At 34.3% G+C, this 16,720-nt stretch carries 22 protein-coding genes; all 22 read left to right on the top strand.

Annotation, left to right across the window (positions count from 1 at the left end; all coding sequences use genetic code 11):
• The first annotated feature begins 80 nt into the window (after window positions 1-80).
• The 22 genes from RIN63_RS05765 (at window position 81) to RIN63_RS05660 (ending at window position 16,695) form a co-directional block, all read left to right on the top strand.
• Window positions 81-563, top strand: a complete 483-nt coding sequence (locus RIN63_RS05765; RefSeq protein ID WP_310443747.1) for a DUF2321 domain-containing protein — start codon at window positions 81-83, stop codon at window positions 561-563.
• 208 nt (window positions 564-771) lie between these two features.
• Window positions 772-2,364, top strand: a complete 1,593-nt coding sequence (locus RIN63_RS05760; RefSeq protein WP_310443746.1) for a hypothetical protein — start codon at window positions 772-774, stop codon at window positions 2,362-2,364.
• Window positions 2,365-2,507: 143 nt separating this feature from the next.
• The gene (locus RIN63_RS05755; RefSeq protein ID WP_310443745.1) at window positions 2,508-2,666 is read left to right on the top strand and encodes a hypothetical protein; all 159 of its coding nucleotides are present in this window, start codon (window positions 2,508-2,510) and stop codon (window positions 2,664-2,666) included.
• A gap of 137 nt (window positions 2,667-2,803) precedes the next feature.
• Window positions 2,804-3,043, top strand: coding sequence for a hypothetical protein (locus RIN63_RS05750; protein WP_310443744.1), 240 nt, complete (start codon window positions 2,804-2,806; stop codon window positions 3,041-3,043).
• Entirely contained in the window at window positions 3,033-3,305 is a 273-nt protein-coding gene (locus RIN63_RS05745) for a hypothetical protein (RefSeq protein WP_310443743.1), read from the top strand. The genes RIN63_RS05750 and RIN63_RS05745 overlap by 11 nt, the downstream gene beginning before the upstream one ends.
• 16 nt (window positions 3,306-3,321) lie before the next feature.
• Entirely contained in the window at window positions 3,322-4,722 is a 1,401-nt protein-coding gene (locus RIN63_RS05740) for a hypothetical protein (RefSeq protein WP_310443742.1), read from the top strand.
• Window positions 4,715-4,849, top strand: coding sequence for a hypothetical protein (locus RIN63_RS05735; protein ID WP_310443741.1), 135 nt, complete (start codon window positions 4,715-4,717; stop codon window positions 4,847-4,849). The genes RIN63_RS05740 and RIN63_RS05735 overlap by 8 nt, the downstream gene beginning before the upstream one ends.
• Window positions 4,842-6,173, top strand: coding sequence for a hypothetical protein (locus RIN63_RS05730; protein ID WP_310443740.1), 1,332 nt, complete (start codon window positions 4,842-4,844; stop codon window positions 6,171-6,173). Before RIN63_RS05735 ends, RIN63_RS05730 begins: the two co-directional genes overlap by 8 nt.
• A 24-nt stretch (window positions 6,174-6,197) precedes the next feature.
• Window positions 6,198-6,386, top strand: coding sequence for a hypothetical protein (locus RIN63_RS05725; RefSeq protein WP_310443739.1), 189 nt, complete (start codon window positions 6,198-6,200; stop codon window positions 6,384-6,386).
• Window positions 6,387-6,448: 62 nt separating this feature from the next.
• Entirely contained in the window at window positions 6,449-6,847 is a 399-nt protein-coding gene (locus RIN63_RS05720) for a hypothetical protein (protein WP_310443738.1), read from the top strand.
• A gap of 29 nt (window positions 6,848-6,876) precedes the next feature.
• Window positions 6,877-7,962: a hypothetical protein gene (locus RIN63_RS05715; RefSeq protein ID WP_310443737.1), complete on the top strand. Its 1,086-nt coding sequence runs from the start codon at window positions 6,877-6,879 to the stop codon at window positions 7,960-7,962.
• A 19-nt stretch (window positions 7,963-7,981) separates the two neighbouring features.
• Window positions 7,982-8,326: a hypothetical protein gene (locus RIN63_RS05710; RefSeq protein WP_310443736.1), complete on the top strand. Its 345-nt coding sequence runs from the start codon at window positions 7,982-7,984 to the stop codon at window positions 8,324-8,326.
• Window position 8,327: 1 nt separating this feature from the next.
• Window positions 8,328-8,924 (top strand): hypothetical protein, encoded by a 597-nt coding sequence (locus tag RIN63_RS05705; protein WP_310443735.1) that lies wholly within the window; start codon window positions 8,328-8,330, stop codon window positions 8,922-8,924.
• A 23-nt stretch (window positions 8,925-8,947) separates the two neighbouring features.
• Window positions 8,948-9,313: a hypothetical protein gene (locus RIN63_RS05700; RefSeq protein WP_310443734.1), complete on the top strand. Its 366-nt coding sequence runs from the start codon at window positions 8,948-8,950 to the stop codon at window positions 9,311-9,313.
• A complete protein-coding gene (locus RIN63_RS05695; RefSeq protein ID WP_310443732.1) occupies window positions 9,310-9,474 on the top strand; it encodes a hypothetical protein in 165 nt (54 codons plus the stop codon). Before RIN63_RS05700 ends, RIN63_RS05695 begins: the two co-directional genes overlap by 4 nt.
• Window positions 9,465-10,007 carry a hypothetical protein gene (locus tag RIN63_RS05690; RefSeq protein WP_310443731.1) on the top strand — a complete coding sequence of 181 codons (543 nt, stop codon included), beginning with the start codon at window positions 9,465-9,467 and terminating at the stop codon, window positions 10,005-10,007. The genes RIN63_RS05695 and RIN63_RS05690 overlap by 10 nt, the downstream gene beginning before the upstream one ends.
• Window positions 10,008-10,051: 44 nt before the next feature.
• Window positions 10,052-10,468 (top strand): hypothetical protein, encoded by a 417-nt coding sequence (locus RIN63_RS05685; protein WP_310443730.1) that lies wholly within the window; start codon window positions 10,052-10,054, stop codon window positions 10,466-10,468.
• Between the two features lie 20 nt (window positions 10,469-10,488).
• Window positions 10,489-11,289, top strand: coding sequence for a hypothetical protein (locus tag RIN63_RS05680; protein WP_310443729.1), 801 nt, complete (start codon window positions 10,489-10,491; stop codon window positions 11,287-11,289).
• 35 nt (window positions 11,290-11,324) lie between these two features.
• Window positions 11,325-11,645: a hypothetical protein gene (locus RIN63_RS05675; RefSeq protein ID WP_310443728.1), complete on the top strand. Its 321-nt coding sequence runs from the start codon at window positions 11,325-11,327 to the stop codon at window positions 11,643-11,645.
• Window positions 11,646-11,848: 203 nt separating this feature from the next.
• Window positions 11,849-12,034 carry a hypothetical protein gene (locus RIN63_RS05670; protein ID WP_310443727.1) on the top strand — a complete coding sequence of 62 codons (186 nt, stop codon included), beginning with the start codon at window positions 11,849-11,851 and terminating at the stop codon, window positions 12,032-12,034.
• A gap of 26 nt (window positions 12,035-12,060) precedes the next feature.
• Complete coding sequence (locus tag RIN63_RS05665; protein ID WP_310443726.1) at window positions 12,061-16,128, top strand: phage tail tape measure protein; 4,068 nt, start codon at window positions 12,061-12,063, stop codon at window positions 16,126-16,128.
• A 15-nt stretch (window positions 16,129-16,143) separates the two neighbouring features.
• Complete coding sequence (locus RIN63_RS05660; RefSeq protein ID WP_310443725.1) at window positions 16,144-16,695, top strand: hypothetical protein; 552 nt, start codon at window positions 16,144-16,146, stop codon at window positions 16,693-16,695.
• The last annotated feature ends 25 nt before the right edge of the window (window positions 16,696-16,720 follow it).

Below are 16,720 nucleotides of genomic sequence, written 5' to 3'. Positions count from 1 at the left end.
TTAAATAAATAAATAAATTCTAATTAATGCAATATCTCCCCTCTTATGGTAAAATATCTAGTAAAAGGGGGTAATGCTTAATGGGATATTATGATATAGCATTGATATGTAAAAATGGGCATGTAATTAATGATAGTTTTAAGGAATACCCTGAATTAAACACTAAATTTTGCAAAGAATGTGGGTCTATTACAATCTATTCATGCCAAAAGTGCAACACACCAATAAGAGGAGATTACAATATGCCAGGTATTGCCTTTTTGGGCGGCGGAATGGAAACTGCTCCAGCATATTGTCATGAATGTGGGAATGCTTATCCATGGACAGAAGAAAAACTAAAGGCTATACAAGAGGTTATGAGTTTAGGCAATCTAACAAAAGAAGATAAAGATGATTTTGATAAAAACCTAAATGATATTGTTTCAGAAACACCTCGTACAAAAGTTGCAGCTTTAAAAATAAAAATGATAGGTCAAAAAGTTACTAATGAAATATGGGAAGTAGCAAAAGGAATTATTGTTGAAATAGCATCTGAAACTGCAAAAAAGACTATAGGGTTGTAAAATGCAACCAACATAAAGCACTCTTACAAGGGTGCTTTTTCTTTTTAAAATATATGGGAAGTAAGATAATAAGAAAATGTGGTTCTGCTTAGTACGATAAAGGTACTTGATTGTTGGTTCGATTCCATCACTTCCCGCCAAATTAAATATAAATTATCAACCACTCTTTATAGGGTGGTTTTTCTATGCTTGAAAGTTGGTGATGTTTATGCCTAGAAAAGTTGGCTCAATAGGTCGAGTAGCAAGGATTAATGAAAAATATATAGAACACTCTACTAAATCAGATAGAATTGGTATCTGTGAAGAATGTGGAACTCACTTTGAACAAGCATGGCGACCTTCTAAAGGTAAGGAAGGAGTTGGGCAATACACTTCATTCAAAACTTGTGGAAGCTGCAGAATGGCTAATGCTAATGGATATAGGAAAGTTACTATTCCCTATACCCCACACTCTGCTCAACAGATAATACATGACAGTGAAGCAAGATTTAAGATACTTGTTTGTGGGAACCGTTTTGGAAAGGACTTAGGTTCCATCGGTGAAGGTGTTATGAAGTTCCTTCAAATGGAAAATGAGGAACGCTCCATCGATGTCAATCCTCCTGTTTTATGGTGGATTGTAGCTCCTAATATGCGTTTAGCAAGACAAAACTGGCGTGACTTAAAGAAACTATTACCTAAAGAATTAGTATATGATATATCGCTATCAAATTTAACTATAGAAACTATAAATGGTGGAATTATAGAAGTCCACTCTGCTGACGATCCTGAAACTCTTGTCGGTGTTGGGCTTGATATTGTCACAATAACAGAAGCTGCTAGAGTAAAGGAGCTAGATACAGTATGGGCAAACTTAAGACAAAGACTTGACTCTCCTGGTCGTGGTCCTAATGGTAAAGGTGGAATTGCATTAATTAATAGTACTCCTAAAGGTAGAACTTACTTTTACAAATTATCTTTAATGGGTGATAAAGGTTCGTCCCTCTATTCCCCATCGTATGAAACATTTCACTTCTCAACTTGGGATAACCCATTTATGGGCGAAAAAAGATACAACATAGTCGGCGAAGATTCAATGGGTGACCCTGTTACCTTTGAAGATGAAATTAAGATGGGTATGACGGAAACTAGGTACAGACAAGATTATCTTGCAGAATTCATCATGGAGATTAACTCTGTATTCCCTCACTATGAAAGAGTACTTGTTAGACCTCCTAGTAGAAAAGAAGATGAAATAGCTGAATTCTGGAAAGAATGGGAAAAGCCTGACCCATTTGAAACTTATACTATAGGATATGACCCTGCTAGTAAGGGAGATGGTCATCCTTGCGTTATTAGAGATAGTAAAGGCAAGGTTGTGAAGATTGACCTTATGACAAGGCTTGGTTGGGATGCTCAATGGGACACTTTGGAAATGTACTCAAGATTGTATCATGGGGCAACTGTAAACTTTGGTCAAACAGGACTAGGTGAAGCTATAGGCTCTCAACTTAATAAAAGAGGAATACCAAATGTACCTATCAATGAACAAGGTGGAAACAAGGGCAAATTAGTTGAGGATTTTGCATTAGTAGTTGAACAACAATGGTGTAAAATTCCTTGGTCTAGTGAAGTTGAAAAACAATTACAGGATTATGTATCTGTAGATAGAGATGGAAGGTCTACTCAATATCATAATGCTACTGATAGTGGCCATGACGATATTGTATCTGCTTTATATTTCTGTTTTAAGGATTTTCAATCCCCTACTTTAATAATTCCATTCGCTGGAATTGTAAGGGGAATTAGTAAGTCATCTTAGATATATCTAATGAGCTTCACTGTTTGGCTCATTTATTATATATTTCACTGTCAATAATCAAGGAATACTAGGGTCTGGGGTACCTCCTCCCCGTCCTTCCTTGATGCAGTGACTACATAAAATATAATTTGGAGGTGTGTATAATGGCAGACATTAGAGCAAGCCTAGAAAAACAAATTGAAGTATTGGAGAAAATTCAAGAAAAGGCAATTGAGGAAAATGATAATCAAAAGGCATTAGAGATTTCTCATTCAATTATAAGCGTAACTCATTCAATAAATAGTTTAAAACATTCTAATTAAATTTGAGGCGATTACATGAAAAAATGTTTTTGGTGGTTCAAACATAAAATCAAATTTTATGAAGGATTTGGATATAGGTGTTGCAGATGTAAAAAGCCAAAGAGTCAATGTAAATAATTCAATTAGGAGGAAATCAAATGAACGAAAAACAAGAAAAGCAATTTGAAACAAAATTTTCTACTGCTGTAATATTATTTGCTCAACAATTTCAATACATTATGGAAAATAGTGTAGATGATTTATCTGAGTCTATAGTTGAGAAGTTTAAAACTAATCTCAATATTAGCATTGAAGAAATGACAAAGGAAATTGTAACCCATGTTGTTAATGAACTGATTAAAGAATATGATTTGTTGGTGGAAAATTATGAAACTTAATCTTGATAAAAACCTAATAACCTTAAAAGGAGAACCTACAGGCGAAAATCTAAATGATATACTTGCTAATATGCTAGCTATGTCTACTGTCGGTAAACCCGCTAAGATGATAACATGGGCTGTAAATCTTACTAATAATGGCGAGATTGAAATAGATAAAGATGATGCTAGATTCCTAATTGAACTGATAACCGATAATCAGCAATATGTTAATTTGGCTAAGGCTCAATTGCTGGATGAAATAGAAAAATTGGTATTTTAGAAGGTAGGTGATGTATATGGGATTTTTTAAAAATGGGCTTGGTAGGAAAACAAGAGCTGAACCGACTACTTCTATTCCTACTGGTCGAGTATCTTCTGCTAGTCAACCTTATGGTTCCTCATTCTATCGTGGTAGAAGTAGAGATTTATTAAAGGAGCTAAGAGGAATTCCTGATGAAGCTAATGCTATTGAGTTTATGACCAAGAAAACTCCAGATGGTTCCATGGCTTTATGGAACTTTGTTAGATATGCCAATCAAGGTCATAAGATGAAGTTTTATCCTGTTGGATATAAAAATACAGAAGTTTCTTTAACTGATATCGAAGATGAATGGCGAGATTTTGCATCTAGGATAAATTCAATAAGTAATGCCGGACTTGATGGAATTATGGACATATTGCATAAAAATGCGGTTCTGTATGGTGTTCAGATGTTAGAAGTTGAAGTTAATTCTGATAGGACAGATATTATAGAAGTACACCCCATTGACCCGAGGACAATCCATTGGGAATGGGAAGAAAGAAATGGTAAGAAGCTTATCATCCCTTATCAATATAATGATAAAGGACAAAAGGTTGATTTAAGTAAAGCTAATGTGTTTTATGTGCCTCTTGACCCTGATGGCAATGACCCTAAGGGAACTTTGATTATGTCCCCTGCTTTGCGTGCTATTGATTCTCAGCTACAAGTATTTGATGATGTTCATGCTGTGCTTCATCACCAAGGCTATGCTAGGGACTTCTACTCTATCAATATGGAAAGAGCATTAAGCATATGCCCTCAGCATATTAAGAATGACCCTAAAGAATTAACTAAATGGATAAATGATTATCTCGATAATATCGCTAGTAACCTTGAAAGTGTTGACCCTGATTCAGATATTGTGACATATGATGATGTTTCAAGAAATCAAGGTCAAGGAAATGCTACTAGAAGTGTTGACTTTAGGGCAATTAATGAAATGACTGATTATCAAACTAACAATGGTTTGAAACAGTTGAGTACCTTCATGAATAGGCATACTGGAAAAACTGAAACTTATTCAAGTGTTGAAATGAAGATATTTGTACAAGGCATCCTCTCGCTCCAAAGAGGTAGTAAAAGGTTGATGGAAGAAATAGCTAGGCTATGGCTAAGAGTTAAAGGTATTCAAGCTATTCCAGTTTTCACTCATAATGTAGTCGATTGGCAATCAGAGCTTGATAAAGAAGAAGTTGCTACCTCTAAAATGAGTAGATACATTTATACTGTAGCTATGGGCTGGGTTGACAACGATACTGCTGCTCGAGAGGCTATGGGAGTTAAAAAGGCTGTATCTGATAGACCTTTAGTCGAAATGAAAATATCCTTGAGTTCGGGGGGTGTAAGTGTTGAAAATAATGACAAACATTCGGGGGAAGAACCCAAACTTGAATAAGATTCCATTTGATGAATTACCTAAGGAATTAAAAGATTGTTTTGATTGTGAAGGTTGTTTATGTGAAGATCTATGCAATAAGTATGAAGAAGATGAATTTGGAAAGAAGGTGAAAAAGAATGAGTAAATTTGGAGTACCAACGGATGAACAGTTGGCTAAAATAAACAAATTAGCTAAAAGACCATTAACTGCTGATGAAGTATTTGTTTTCTCTGGGAAATCTGCTGGTGATATGTTAATCCCAAATAGATATACAAGAATTAGTAAAGAACTATTACAAGTAATGGTTGAAGATGCTCAAAAGGGCGTTTCTTTTATGTATAACCATAATTGGAATAGCTGGCAAGGGCTTCAAGGCGTGCCATATGGCAAGGTATTTGATGGTGAATTAAAACCTAGTCTTGTAAATGATGAAACAATTGAATTGCATTTATCAAAATTCATTGTTAGAGATGATGAAGTTGTTGATGGAATGTCTGCTAATTCATTGATTAAGAAAATTGAATCAGGTGTATTATCCGATACATCAATTAGTTTTAGCACTGACACGATGGTTTGTTCTATATGCGGAATGAACTACTATGGTGGAGAATGTAGCCATTGGCGAGGTAGAACTTATGATATGGCAGATGGAACTAAAAAGCAATGTACATTAACTGCAATGCCCCCTTCTATCATAATTCCTTATAACAATAATGCTTTGTATGAGGAATCCATTGTGTGGGATGGTGCTTATCCAGGTGCAATGATATCACAAGCTAGTGATGGAGATATTATTGAATTACCTACAGGCAACTTTGCTGTACTTGGAGAAAAAGAAGAATTACCTGACAAGACAGTATTTATAAGCAAATACAGTAATGGCAATATGCTTACTATGGTTAAGAAATCAGACCATAAGAAAGTATTTAAAGGTGCAAAAAATGAAGATGAAAATGATAATTTGGAAGGAGTTGAAGGAAGTATGAATGAAAAGGTATTAAAAGCACTTGAGTCACTAGGGATTGAGTATGTAGAAGGAATGAAAGAGATTGACATTCTTGAGAAAGTCGCTGAAAAGTGGGATGCAACGGTTGAAACAATAAAAGCATCAGTAGAACCATTAAAACCTACGGATGAATTCTTGTCCAAAGAAACTGTAACTGAAAAGTTAGGTGCTGAACTATCTGCAGATGAAGTTTTAAAATTGGCTAAAGAAGGTCAAGAATACCATAAGTCCTTATCAGATGATGCTATAGCTATGGGAGTTCGTGCTATGGGTAATGACTTCCCTAAAGAAACTTGGGAAAATAGCTTTACTTCTATGGGTACTAATTCTATCAAGGATATTATGAAAACTTGGGAACTTCAAGCTAAAAATGCTATTCCTAATGGTAGACTTACTGACCCAGAAGCTGAACAAGGACAAAAGTTGTCAATTCCAGATGATGCATTTAAAGTAGGAAAGTAAAATTAAATTCTAGGAGGTAATATTGTGAATGAGATTACTAGAAAAATGTTAGAAGATAGACTATCGTTTGAAAGAAGAAATCTGCTTGAATTAGATATGAATATTAACCAATTGGAGAATCGTCTATCCGAAGATAAGCAGAGAAAAAATGAGATAGTTGAAATAATTGAAGCATTAGAAACAGATTTAAACTGGAGACAAGTAAATAACTAACTGGCAAACCACTAAAAATAGTGGTTATTTTATTGCCCAAATTTAGAAAGGATGTGTGATTTATGTCAAGAGGTGGAATCGGATTTGAAGGTATAGGTTTACAACAGGCTACATTTAAAGCAGGTGCTGGAATTAAAGCTTTAGTTGCTGCTGCTAATAGAGATGCTGTTGTTGGATTGCCTGTAGTTATAAGCGCAGCTCAAACAGTAGATTTAGGTGTTAGTGGTGCGACTGTATTTGGATTCATTGATGTTTACGAAAATGATGGTCATGTAGGAGTTTCATTTAGAGGATTTGTAACTGATGTTCCTATAGGTGCCGTTGCCCCTACTGTTGGTAAGATTGCTGCTACTGATGGTGCTGGTGCCGTTATAAGCAGTGCCGAAACTGCAAAGTTAAGATGTCCTGTTGTTGTAGAAGTTGATGCGACTGCTGAAACTTGTACAGTATTCTTAGGATAATTTAAAAATTAGAAAGGAAGTGTAAATATATGAAAATTGCATTAAATACTTTATCAAGCGAATTATACAATCAAGCTCACTCTAAAGAGATGACTTTTTCATCTTATTTAGAAAGCTTAGATCCAACACAAGAAGGCGGAAAACTTGATGCCTTTGAAAGACTTATGAAAGAAGCTGGAATATTAACTCAATCTATCCCAGAGAAAAATCTTTTTGCATCAAAGGTTGAAGCTTTCTACAGAGCAAACGAGAATAAGGTTTTATTCCCAGAGTTCGTAGCAAGAACTTTAGTACAATCAATGCAAGAGTTCCCACTTTATCAATATCTAGTGGCTCAAAGAACTCCTATTGATAGTAATGTTTATAAGGCTTCTTACTTAGACTTTAGTGACCCTAAGAATAAGAAAGCTACTGAAATGAGAAGAGTTACTGAGGCTGCTGATTTGCCAGTTGCTAAACTTAGAATTGGTGGAACTGCTATATCCTTCTACAAATATGGTCGTGCTGTTGAAGCTTCATATGAAGCATTAAGAAGAATGGATATTGAAATGTTCAAGAGACATATAGATAGAATCGGTGTTGAAGCTGCTAACAACAAGATAGCTGAAATACTAGATGTTGTAAAAGATGGAGATGGAAACAACAATGCTGCTCCTGCTCACAAAGTAAAAGATTTCGACGCTGCTGCAACTACTATCACTAGAACTGCATGGATAAAATTCTTATTGAAGTTCTATCCATATAACTGCGACACTATCGTTGCAAATGAAGATGGCTTACTTCAAATATTAGAAGTATTATATCCTAAGTTTGAAGTTGCTAGTAAAATGGATGAACTTATAGCAAATGGCTTAAATGTTAAGACTACTTTACCACAAGGTTTGATTGCTAATACTACTTTACTTTATAGCCCTACTATTGAAAAAATAGGTGGGAAAGAAGCTGTTTATGGACTTAACAGAAATAACACTATCGAAGAATTATTTGAAGTTGGTTCTTCAATTAGTGAAGCTGACAAGTTCATTAAGAACCAAACTGAAATCTTAACTGTATCTGAAAACAGTGGATTCAGAAAGATATTTGCTGATGGTGCTAGAATCCTTACCATTGAGTAAGAAATAAGGGGTGAACCCTATGAGTAATAGAATATTAATTGCTGAAAATTGGCAAACAAGAATTAGGGATAAGATGGGCGTTGACATCGCCTATCTTCCCGATTCTACAATTGAACAAAAAGATATTATCGCGGTGGTATTGGAATGTTGTATACTTCTATGCCCTTCCATGTCGGCTAGATTGCCTAAAAAGGAATCAGGTCCTCATGCTGGACATGAGTTATATGTTAATTGGGATAATAAGAAATTAGAATTTATTGATGATAGAAATAATCTAGTCGGAAAGATATTAGATCAAGTCTCCCCTACCCTATCATCTCAATCAAATAATTTTAGAGTTACCTATCCGAAAAGGGGTTGGTAATATGAGTTATGCTGAAAAATTCATATATTCAAAAGGCCAAGATTGCGTAATCCATAGAGAACCTAATGTAGAAACTAAAGTATCTAAAAAAAGGTCAACTAAGGCTAGTAGAGATTTAGGTATTAGAGAAGGTTATTGGGAAGGTTTAATTCCCAATGAAGTGGATTTACTAAGTGGTGAAATAATTACCATTAAAGATAATAAAAGAGATGCAAAATATCTAGTTCAATCTACTAATTATGACCCTCAATCTATGCAAACTGCATTTTTCTCTGCTAAATGTAATGTTACTATGAGACATATGAGATTTGTAGATAATGTGGATGATGATTATAATCCAATTCAACAATGGCAAGATGTTGACCCTGATAATGTAAACATTGATTGCTATGGCGAGGCTATTAACCAAAGATTAAGACAAGAGAATCCAGGACTATTGGAAAGCACAATCTATATACTTCAAATACCTAAAATCTTAGGTGTAAAGGAATTGGATAGAATTGTATTTGATGGGAAGAATTATCAAGCTAGTTCCATCAACGACATAGGAATGAGTGGAATTTTGCAAGTACAATTAGAATTAGATTTTAGACCTTAAAATAAAATTATGGAGGTAATTTTATGTATGAAGAGTATTTAGGTGAAGGATATCATGATAAAATTAGAAAAATGCTAACATGTAATGATGAATTGTTACCAAATAGAATTATTGATGCTCCTTTAAATATTGGTGGAATGAAGCAATTACTCTCCCCTGCTCTTGAAAAGATGAATATGTTTGGAAATCCAATTAATTCAAAAGAAAAATTCAATCAGTTATCTCAAGTGGCTGTATACTACCTTTGTGGAATTTTGTGTATGGCCATGAAAAGTCGTACCTCTGCTCCACCCTTCAATATTCCAAAGTATAAGAAAAACTGGGATAAGAAGCAAAAGGGATATATGGAGAAAGGCAATAAGTTAATGCAAGGACTGATGGTGAGATGAAATTAGCTAGTGAAGAAAGAATTGATAGATTATTCCAATATGGATATGGTTTACTTCGAATTGGTAAAATTGCATTGGTTAAAAGATATAAAAATAAGTTTAGATTGCCTGTAATTTATATTGAAAAGAAATCTAAAAAGGTTGATATCAAATGTCAGTAAGATTTGATAGTCAAGGCTGTATTACTGCCTTTCACAAAAGTTTAATTGATGCTATGAGGGATTTGCAACAAGAACTTCTCAATGAAGCTAAACAAGGTATGCAAACTCCTGAAGGTAGAGAAAGTTTACATGATGAAGAAATAACTGATATCGCCAATGTTATTACTGCATCTATTGCTGGTGGTGCATGGGCTATTATGGATGAGTATGGTACTGGTTCATTAATGGATACTTCAAACCCTGCTTTGGACGATTATAAAAATAGTCCTTTATGGAATCCTGCTAGAAATGATAATAAAATTAGAAGCCGCCCTAATGCTCCAGGTCAAGTCGATATATTAGGAAATCCTATCAATGGATATGTCAAAGGTGGATATGACCTTGAGGCTTCTGGATGGGCTACTCCCACTCCACCCTCTCATGCTATGGAAACCGCTATGAGATGGATGAAAAGTTATAGATTTAAAGAGAGAATTAAGCGAACAATTAAAGAATTTCCGTTTAGTAAGTTCATTATAACGGAGAAAACTTAAACCCCTCCATGGGGTTATTTTTATGCCATTAAGGTGGTGGTATTTTGTATGACTTTGATAAAGATCTAAACACGATACAAAAATTATTAATAGCTGATAAAGAAATAATGAGACTCCTTGACTTGACAGGTAAGTCTAACTCTGAAATTGGTAAGAGGATTACTAAAAAGAGTCAATGGAGTGACCTTCTTTCAAGTGATAAAAGGTTGTGCCTCTACCCTCTCCGTTCTAGGGGTACTAGAAGTTCAATTTTGTTCGAGGAGATTATTGCAATTGATTGTCATGTCCCTTCCGTGCAAGACTTTCAAGCTAGGCAAATTATGGGTAAAGTTGTTGATGTTTTAAATAATAAAAGAATAAACGGAAGATATCTTACTTTCAAAGGTCAGTTAGGCGAATTACCAACCGCTACTGGCTTTTATTGTTTTGGTGTCCATTTTGGATATTTTAGTCCAGTTTAATATGAAAGGAATGATGAAAAATGAGTAAAGATTATTTAGCGGTTAATGCTGGTCGGGTTATTCTTACAAAGGTTGACCCTATGACTGGTGCATTATCAACAAAACCTGAAGATAAAAGAATTTTAACTGAAACTTGCGATGGAATTACTAGACAAAAGACTATGAACACTTATGAAATTCCAGATGGTAACTCTAACTACCCTGCTGGGGTTTACGAAACAGGCGTTGCTTATACTATTGGGATTAACTTGACTACTCTTAATAGTGCAACTTTGGCATTCTTGCAAAATGCGAAGATTAGTAAAGCAGCTGGAAAGGTTAAAGAAGTTATTACAACTGCAATTCCTTTAGAAGCTCCTTATGAAATTGAGTTGCTTGGTACTGTTGATGGCACTCCTACTGTACTAGATAGTGAAAGTAAACCAATGACAAAAGCTGTTGCTCCAGATGCTCCTATAGCAGGAGAGTTTGATGTTGAAGTTGGTGCCGCTGATGCTCCTGATAAATTAGTATTTGCTTCTACTGATGCTGGTAAAGAAATTACTATAGAATATGTATTTGAAGCTGATGAAGTTGAAGCTTATGATATCAACGAAAATCATATCAATCCTACCATTCAAATTGAAATTATCCACGAAACATTGGCTAAGGATAAAACTAAGAGGTATAAGAACAACTCTACTATCTCAAGAGCTCAATTAACAGGCAGTATTGATGAAAATTTAGCAAAACAACACGCTCCATCTACATTAAACTTTGCTGCAATTAAGCCTGCAGGTGTAAATGTTGTTATGAATAAGAAAACTGAAATCCCACTTTAATTAGTGGGATTATCTTTTTATAGGAGGTAATTAGCATGAACGAAGATAAGAAACCTACTCCATTATCAGTAATGCTTGGTGATGGTGGTTCTTTTATTGTAAAAGAAAAGCATTATACCATTAAGCCTATTGTCTTAAGGGATATTGAAAGATTTATGAAGGATAATTTGAGTTTAGGTACTCAACTATTTAATATAACAGATAAAAAATCCAGTGTTAAAGTTGACAATTGGCTAACTCATTATTGCTTTGACGAAGAAGGTAATCCAGTAACTCTTGAAAAAGCAATGGAGAATGATTGGGATGTTGTGGATCTAAAAGAGTTTTTTAGAAAGTTGTGTGATTTCTTGGGATAGTTTGGGCTCCATCTGATGATAAGGAGAAAGAAAATAAATACGAATCTTTATCCTTAGATGAAATCAAGGCTGAACTTGGTAAGCGAAAACTTAAACTTAAGGAAACTGATAGTATTGGAGAATTATTAAAACTTCTTATTAAGGATGACAACAAGCACCCTGATTGGGGACAAATCTATTCCAGAGTGCTATATCATACAGGAATGGCTTATGAGGAAATTTCTCGTAGGACAATCCCTCAAATTATGACTATTTTGGATGGAGCCAAAGAAAACATATCAATCAAAATGGGAATGCCTAATATATTTGGTGGTACTCCTACCCTCTCCCCTACTACCTTGGAAGAATCTTCTCAAGAAGATGTTGAATCTTTCTTTGGTAGTTTTTAATGCACTTTTGAAAGTGTGGTGACTATATGAATGATGATAGTGTAGTAAAAATTATGCAATCTCTGGGACTTGATTATTCCCCTGCTATAAGTGCTACAGAGAGATTTGAAAATAGAATAAGCAATCTGAACAAAGAATTGGCTCAAATGAAAATGTTGGCTATGCAAGGTGCCAAAGATATTAATAACACATTTTCTAGTCAGTTAGGTAGTATGGGTGGACAAAAAACCATATTAGACCAATTCGGACAGCCTTTGCAAACTGTACAAACTATCGCTAAGAAGTCAAGCAAGGATATTTCTGATGGATTTGTATCTGCTACGAAGGCTGCTAAACAACACAAGCAATCTGTTGAGGAAGTAGGTAACCAATATAATGTCTTTAGTTCAGAATGGCAAAGAAGAAGCTCATGGTTCCTTAGTGGTTCACTATTCTATGGTGCAATGAAAGGTGCTAAAGAAGCTATATCTACTATTGCAGAAGTTGAAATGGGTATGGTTGAAATCTCAAGGGTTATGGAAGATAGTACCTTTGTATTCAATAATTATAGAGATGAACTATTACAACTCGGGGTAGACTATGGACAATCGTTTGAAATAGTCCAGGATATAGCATTAAGATGGGCACAAGCTGGCTATGGTGTGCAAGATAGTTTAGATAATACTAAGACTTCCCTACTCGCTTTAAATACTGCTGAATTGGATGCTAAGAACTCTACAGAATCACTAATAGGTATTATGGCTCAATGGAAAATGACTTCTGCTGAACTTCCAGTATTGTTAGATAAAATTAATAAAACTGGTGATGATTTTACTGTTACATCTCAAGATTTAGTTGATGGATTATTAAGGTCGTCTGGTGCTGCTAGGATAATGAACTTATCGATTGATGAAACCATTGCACTTTTAACTGTAATGCGTGAAGCAAGTGGTCGAACTGGCCAAGAAGTTGGAAATGCTCTTAACTCAATTTTATCATATATTCAAAGACCTAAATCCATTGATACACTTGAAGATATGGGAATAAATATGTTTGCTGATAATGCCAAAACTCAATTTAGAAATGTTATGGAAATTTTTCAAGATATTGCTTCTAAATGGGATACTGCAAGCAATTCAATTAAAGATGGATTTATGGAATCTGCTGACGATGCAAACTTATTTAGTGAAGAGATGGCAAACGCTTTAGGTATGCAAGAAGAATGGAATGACCTTCAAACAAGAGATATTTCTCAGGCTTCAGCCGGTGTTTATCGTAGAAATTATTTTATAGGAATGATTGAAAGATTATTTGGTGCTCAAAATGTACTTAATGGAATGATGGATGCTGCTGGATATTCACAATCAGAAAATGCTAGAACTATGGATACTCTTGAAAAGAAATACCAATCACTTAAGACTTCTGCTGAACAATTAGCTGTTGCTTTAGGTGATGCTGGGCTTCTTGATGTATTAAAAGGCATAACAGATACTGCCATAGATGTTACAAATGGAATTGCAAGCATGGATGATGAAGGAAAGGCATTGTTGCTTACTGCGTTGGAACTTCTCGCTATTTCTAAGGCTATTAAATCTGTTGGTGGAATGTTTGGTGTAGATGCTACTTTAGGTGCTGCTTTATCTTTACCTGGTTGGACTAAATTGCTGGCAATTATACCCGCTGTTGTTGGTGCCATAGGTTTATATAAATCTAATTTAGATAGTGCTCATGATTCATCTGATGGCCTTAAACAGAAACAAGAAGAATTAACAAAGTCTTATAATAGCCAATTACAAGCTGCAGATGAAACTAGCAATAGTTTACTTGAACAAGCTAAAAAGTCTGAAACTTTAGCAAATAAACTAGATGAATTAACTAAAAAAGAAGAATTAAATATATCTGAAAAGGCTCAAATGAAGGCTATTGTAGACCAGCTTAATCAGTCGTTCCCTAATTTGAGTTTAGTTATCGATGAACAAACTGGCAAAGTTATAGGCAATACAACTGCTATATATGACAATATTGAAGCTTTAAAACAACAAGCCATAGCCCAAGGTTATCAAGCTAAAATGTCTGCTACTGCATCTTCGTATGTTGACCAAGAATTATTATTGGGACAGACCAGAAATGAGTTAGATATTGCAAGGTCTGAATTAAATTCATTAAAGTTGGAAAACAAAGAAGCTCTAGAAGCTATAGAAAAAGCTCGTACTAATGTTCCATATTATGATAAAAGAACTGGTAAATTAAATAGAGAAATAGCAGATATAAATAAACAATATGGTCTTACTAATGTTGAACAAGAAATTCGAAATCGAGAAAATAGCATTAAAGCATTATCAGGATTAGCAAGTACACAAGAAAAGTTATTAAATGAGTTAGATGCAGAATTAAGTAGTTGGGCAGATAAAGCTACTTCTACTAATGACCCTAATTCTAATACTATAAACCAATATGTTCCAAAAGTTGGAGAAGCCAAACCTTCCAAAACTAAAACATCTGCTTACAAAAATGAAGCTTTAGACAATGCATTAAAAATACTTGATTATAAAAAATATATTAATGAAATTACCACAGAAGATGAAATAAATACTTTAAATCAAATAAAGTCTAAACATGTAAAAACTGCTGATGAACTCATGGATATTAATAAAAGGTTGTATTCTGCTGAAAAATCTCTAATGGATGATAATCTTAAAAAATCTGTTAATTGGATTAGTGAGAAGAAAAGCCTTAATGAGTTGACCGTAGAAGAAGAAATTGCAGCTTGGGAAAGAGTTAAAACAAATCAATTAAATAATATAGAAGCTGTAAAACAAGCTAACCAAAATCTATACAAACTAAGAAATCAAATTATGACTGAATCTCTCAATAATGAAGAAAATTCAATTAAGCATTTAGCTAGGCTTGGTGTATTAGGAATTGAGGAACAAATTAAAAAATATAGAGAGTTGTATAAAGTTAAAGCATCTTCTCTATCTGAAGAACAAGCAAGGGTTGAGAATTTATTTGATTTATATAAAAATCTGATTTCTGACCAACAAAAAACTGTTAAAGATGCTTATGATGATAGAATCCAACAGATTGAAGATGAATCTAAAAAGAAAAAATCTGCTCAAGAAGACATTATTAAAGGCATTGAAAAAGAACTTGAGCTTTTAGATCGTCAAGAAGATGAATCTGACCATGAAAAGAAAATGGCAAAATTTCGTGAGGAATTGGCATATTGGCAAGTTAGAACATCTGAAGATGCTCGTAAAAAAGTAGCAGATTTATTAAAGCAAATAGATGAAGATGAACATGATAGAGAAATTGAACTTAAAAAGCAAGGTCTTGAAAATAAAAAGAAAATTGCTCAGGATGAAGTTAAAGCTATAGAAGATACTGCAAATCAAGAAAAAGAGAAATGGGAAAAATCCTATAATCAAATTGAAATAGCTTTTGATGAACATAGCATTGATATGATTGCATTAGCCTCCACCATGTCCGAAGTAATGTTTGATAAGTTTAAAGAGAATTATTTGGATAAAATTGAACAGGCTTTAAGTTCTGGGGATTATGGATCTATCGGTGGTATTGTAGATGGTATTAATGATTACGGTAATAGTCTTTCTGGTTATGGTGATAAATATTCTAATAATGAATATTCTAAACATGACTGGGGAATGACAGATGCTGATTATCTTAAGTTTGTTGCAAATGGTGATAAGTGGAAACAACTCCAATCTCAGGGATTTAGTCAAAGTATTAACACTGAAATGAAAAAACTTAATGATGAAAATAACGCCCTTAGGATTAAATATGGTCGAAATCCTGACTTAGGTGAATATCCAGAATTTCATACTGGTGCTAAGACCTTATCTTATGGTATGGCAATGTTTAAACCTGGTGAGTTGGTATTTCCTCCTGATTTATCTATTAAATTAGAAGGATTGATAAGTGCGTTGTATCAAAAACCTTCAGGGCAATCTTCTGTTTCCAACATGACCGATAGGAGAGTTATACAGAATTTCCATGCTCCACTTTATAACTCTGAACGAACCGTATTTGAAGATGATTCTGACGAAAGAAGTTTTGCAAGAGAATTACAAAGAGCCATTTCTAATATGGCTTAATCGTGGGGGTGTAATATGGATGTGAATACATTAAAAGACATCGGGGGTTATATTGATAGGGCTTTCACTGGTGCAAAGCCTGTATTAGGTGCAATTGTTACATTTGCTGGGTTCGTGATGTTTCCTGTACAATTTTATAGGACTTCTTTTTTAGCTGTCTTTGCGGCTGCTATTATAGATGCTATTACAAAGATCTATTCTATTTGCAAGAAAAATGGTGGCTATAAAAATTCTGTTAAAAAGAAAAAAGTATTTAGCAAAACCTTGTGGAAAGGTACAGAAGTTAAATTTGTGTCCTATCTTATGATAAGTGTACTCACAGGTTTATCGTATAGAGTAGTTTATTTAGAAGGTCTAGGAATATTTATTGCCTCCTTCGTCTACTCTGTCATGTTCATGAGGGAATTTCAATCTAATATAGAAAATTTAATTGAAGCTGGTGCTAAATTAGACTGGCTTCTTTTATTTGCACGAAAGAAGAACAAAGAATTAATGAAACCTTATGAAGAAGAGGAAAAGAAAACACCTAAAGAAAATGAGGTGAAGGATTATGAAGAGCGTATTTGAGCAAGCGTATTCGTTCTATTCTACA

Origin of the sequence: Tissierella sp. (assembly GCF_031460495.1) — a bacterium.
Taxonomy (GTDB): domain Bacteria; phylum Bacillota; class Clostridia; order Tissierellales; family Tissierellaceae; genus JAVKTS01.
The sequence above is the reverse complement of the archived record's forward strand: the minus strand, read 5'-3'. Positions and strand labels throughout refer to the sequence as shown.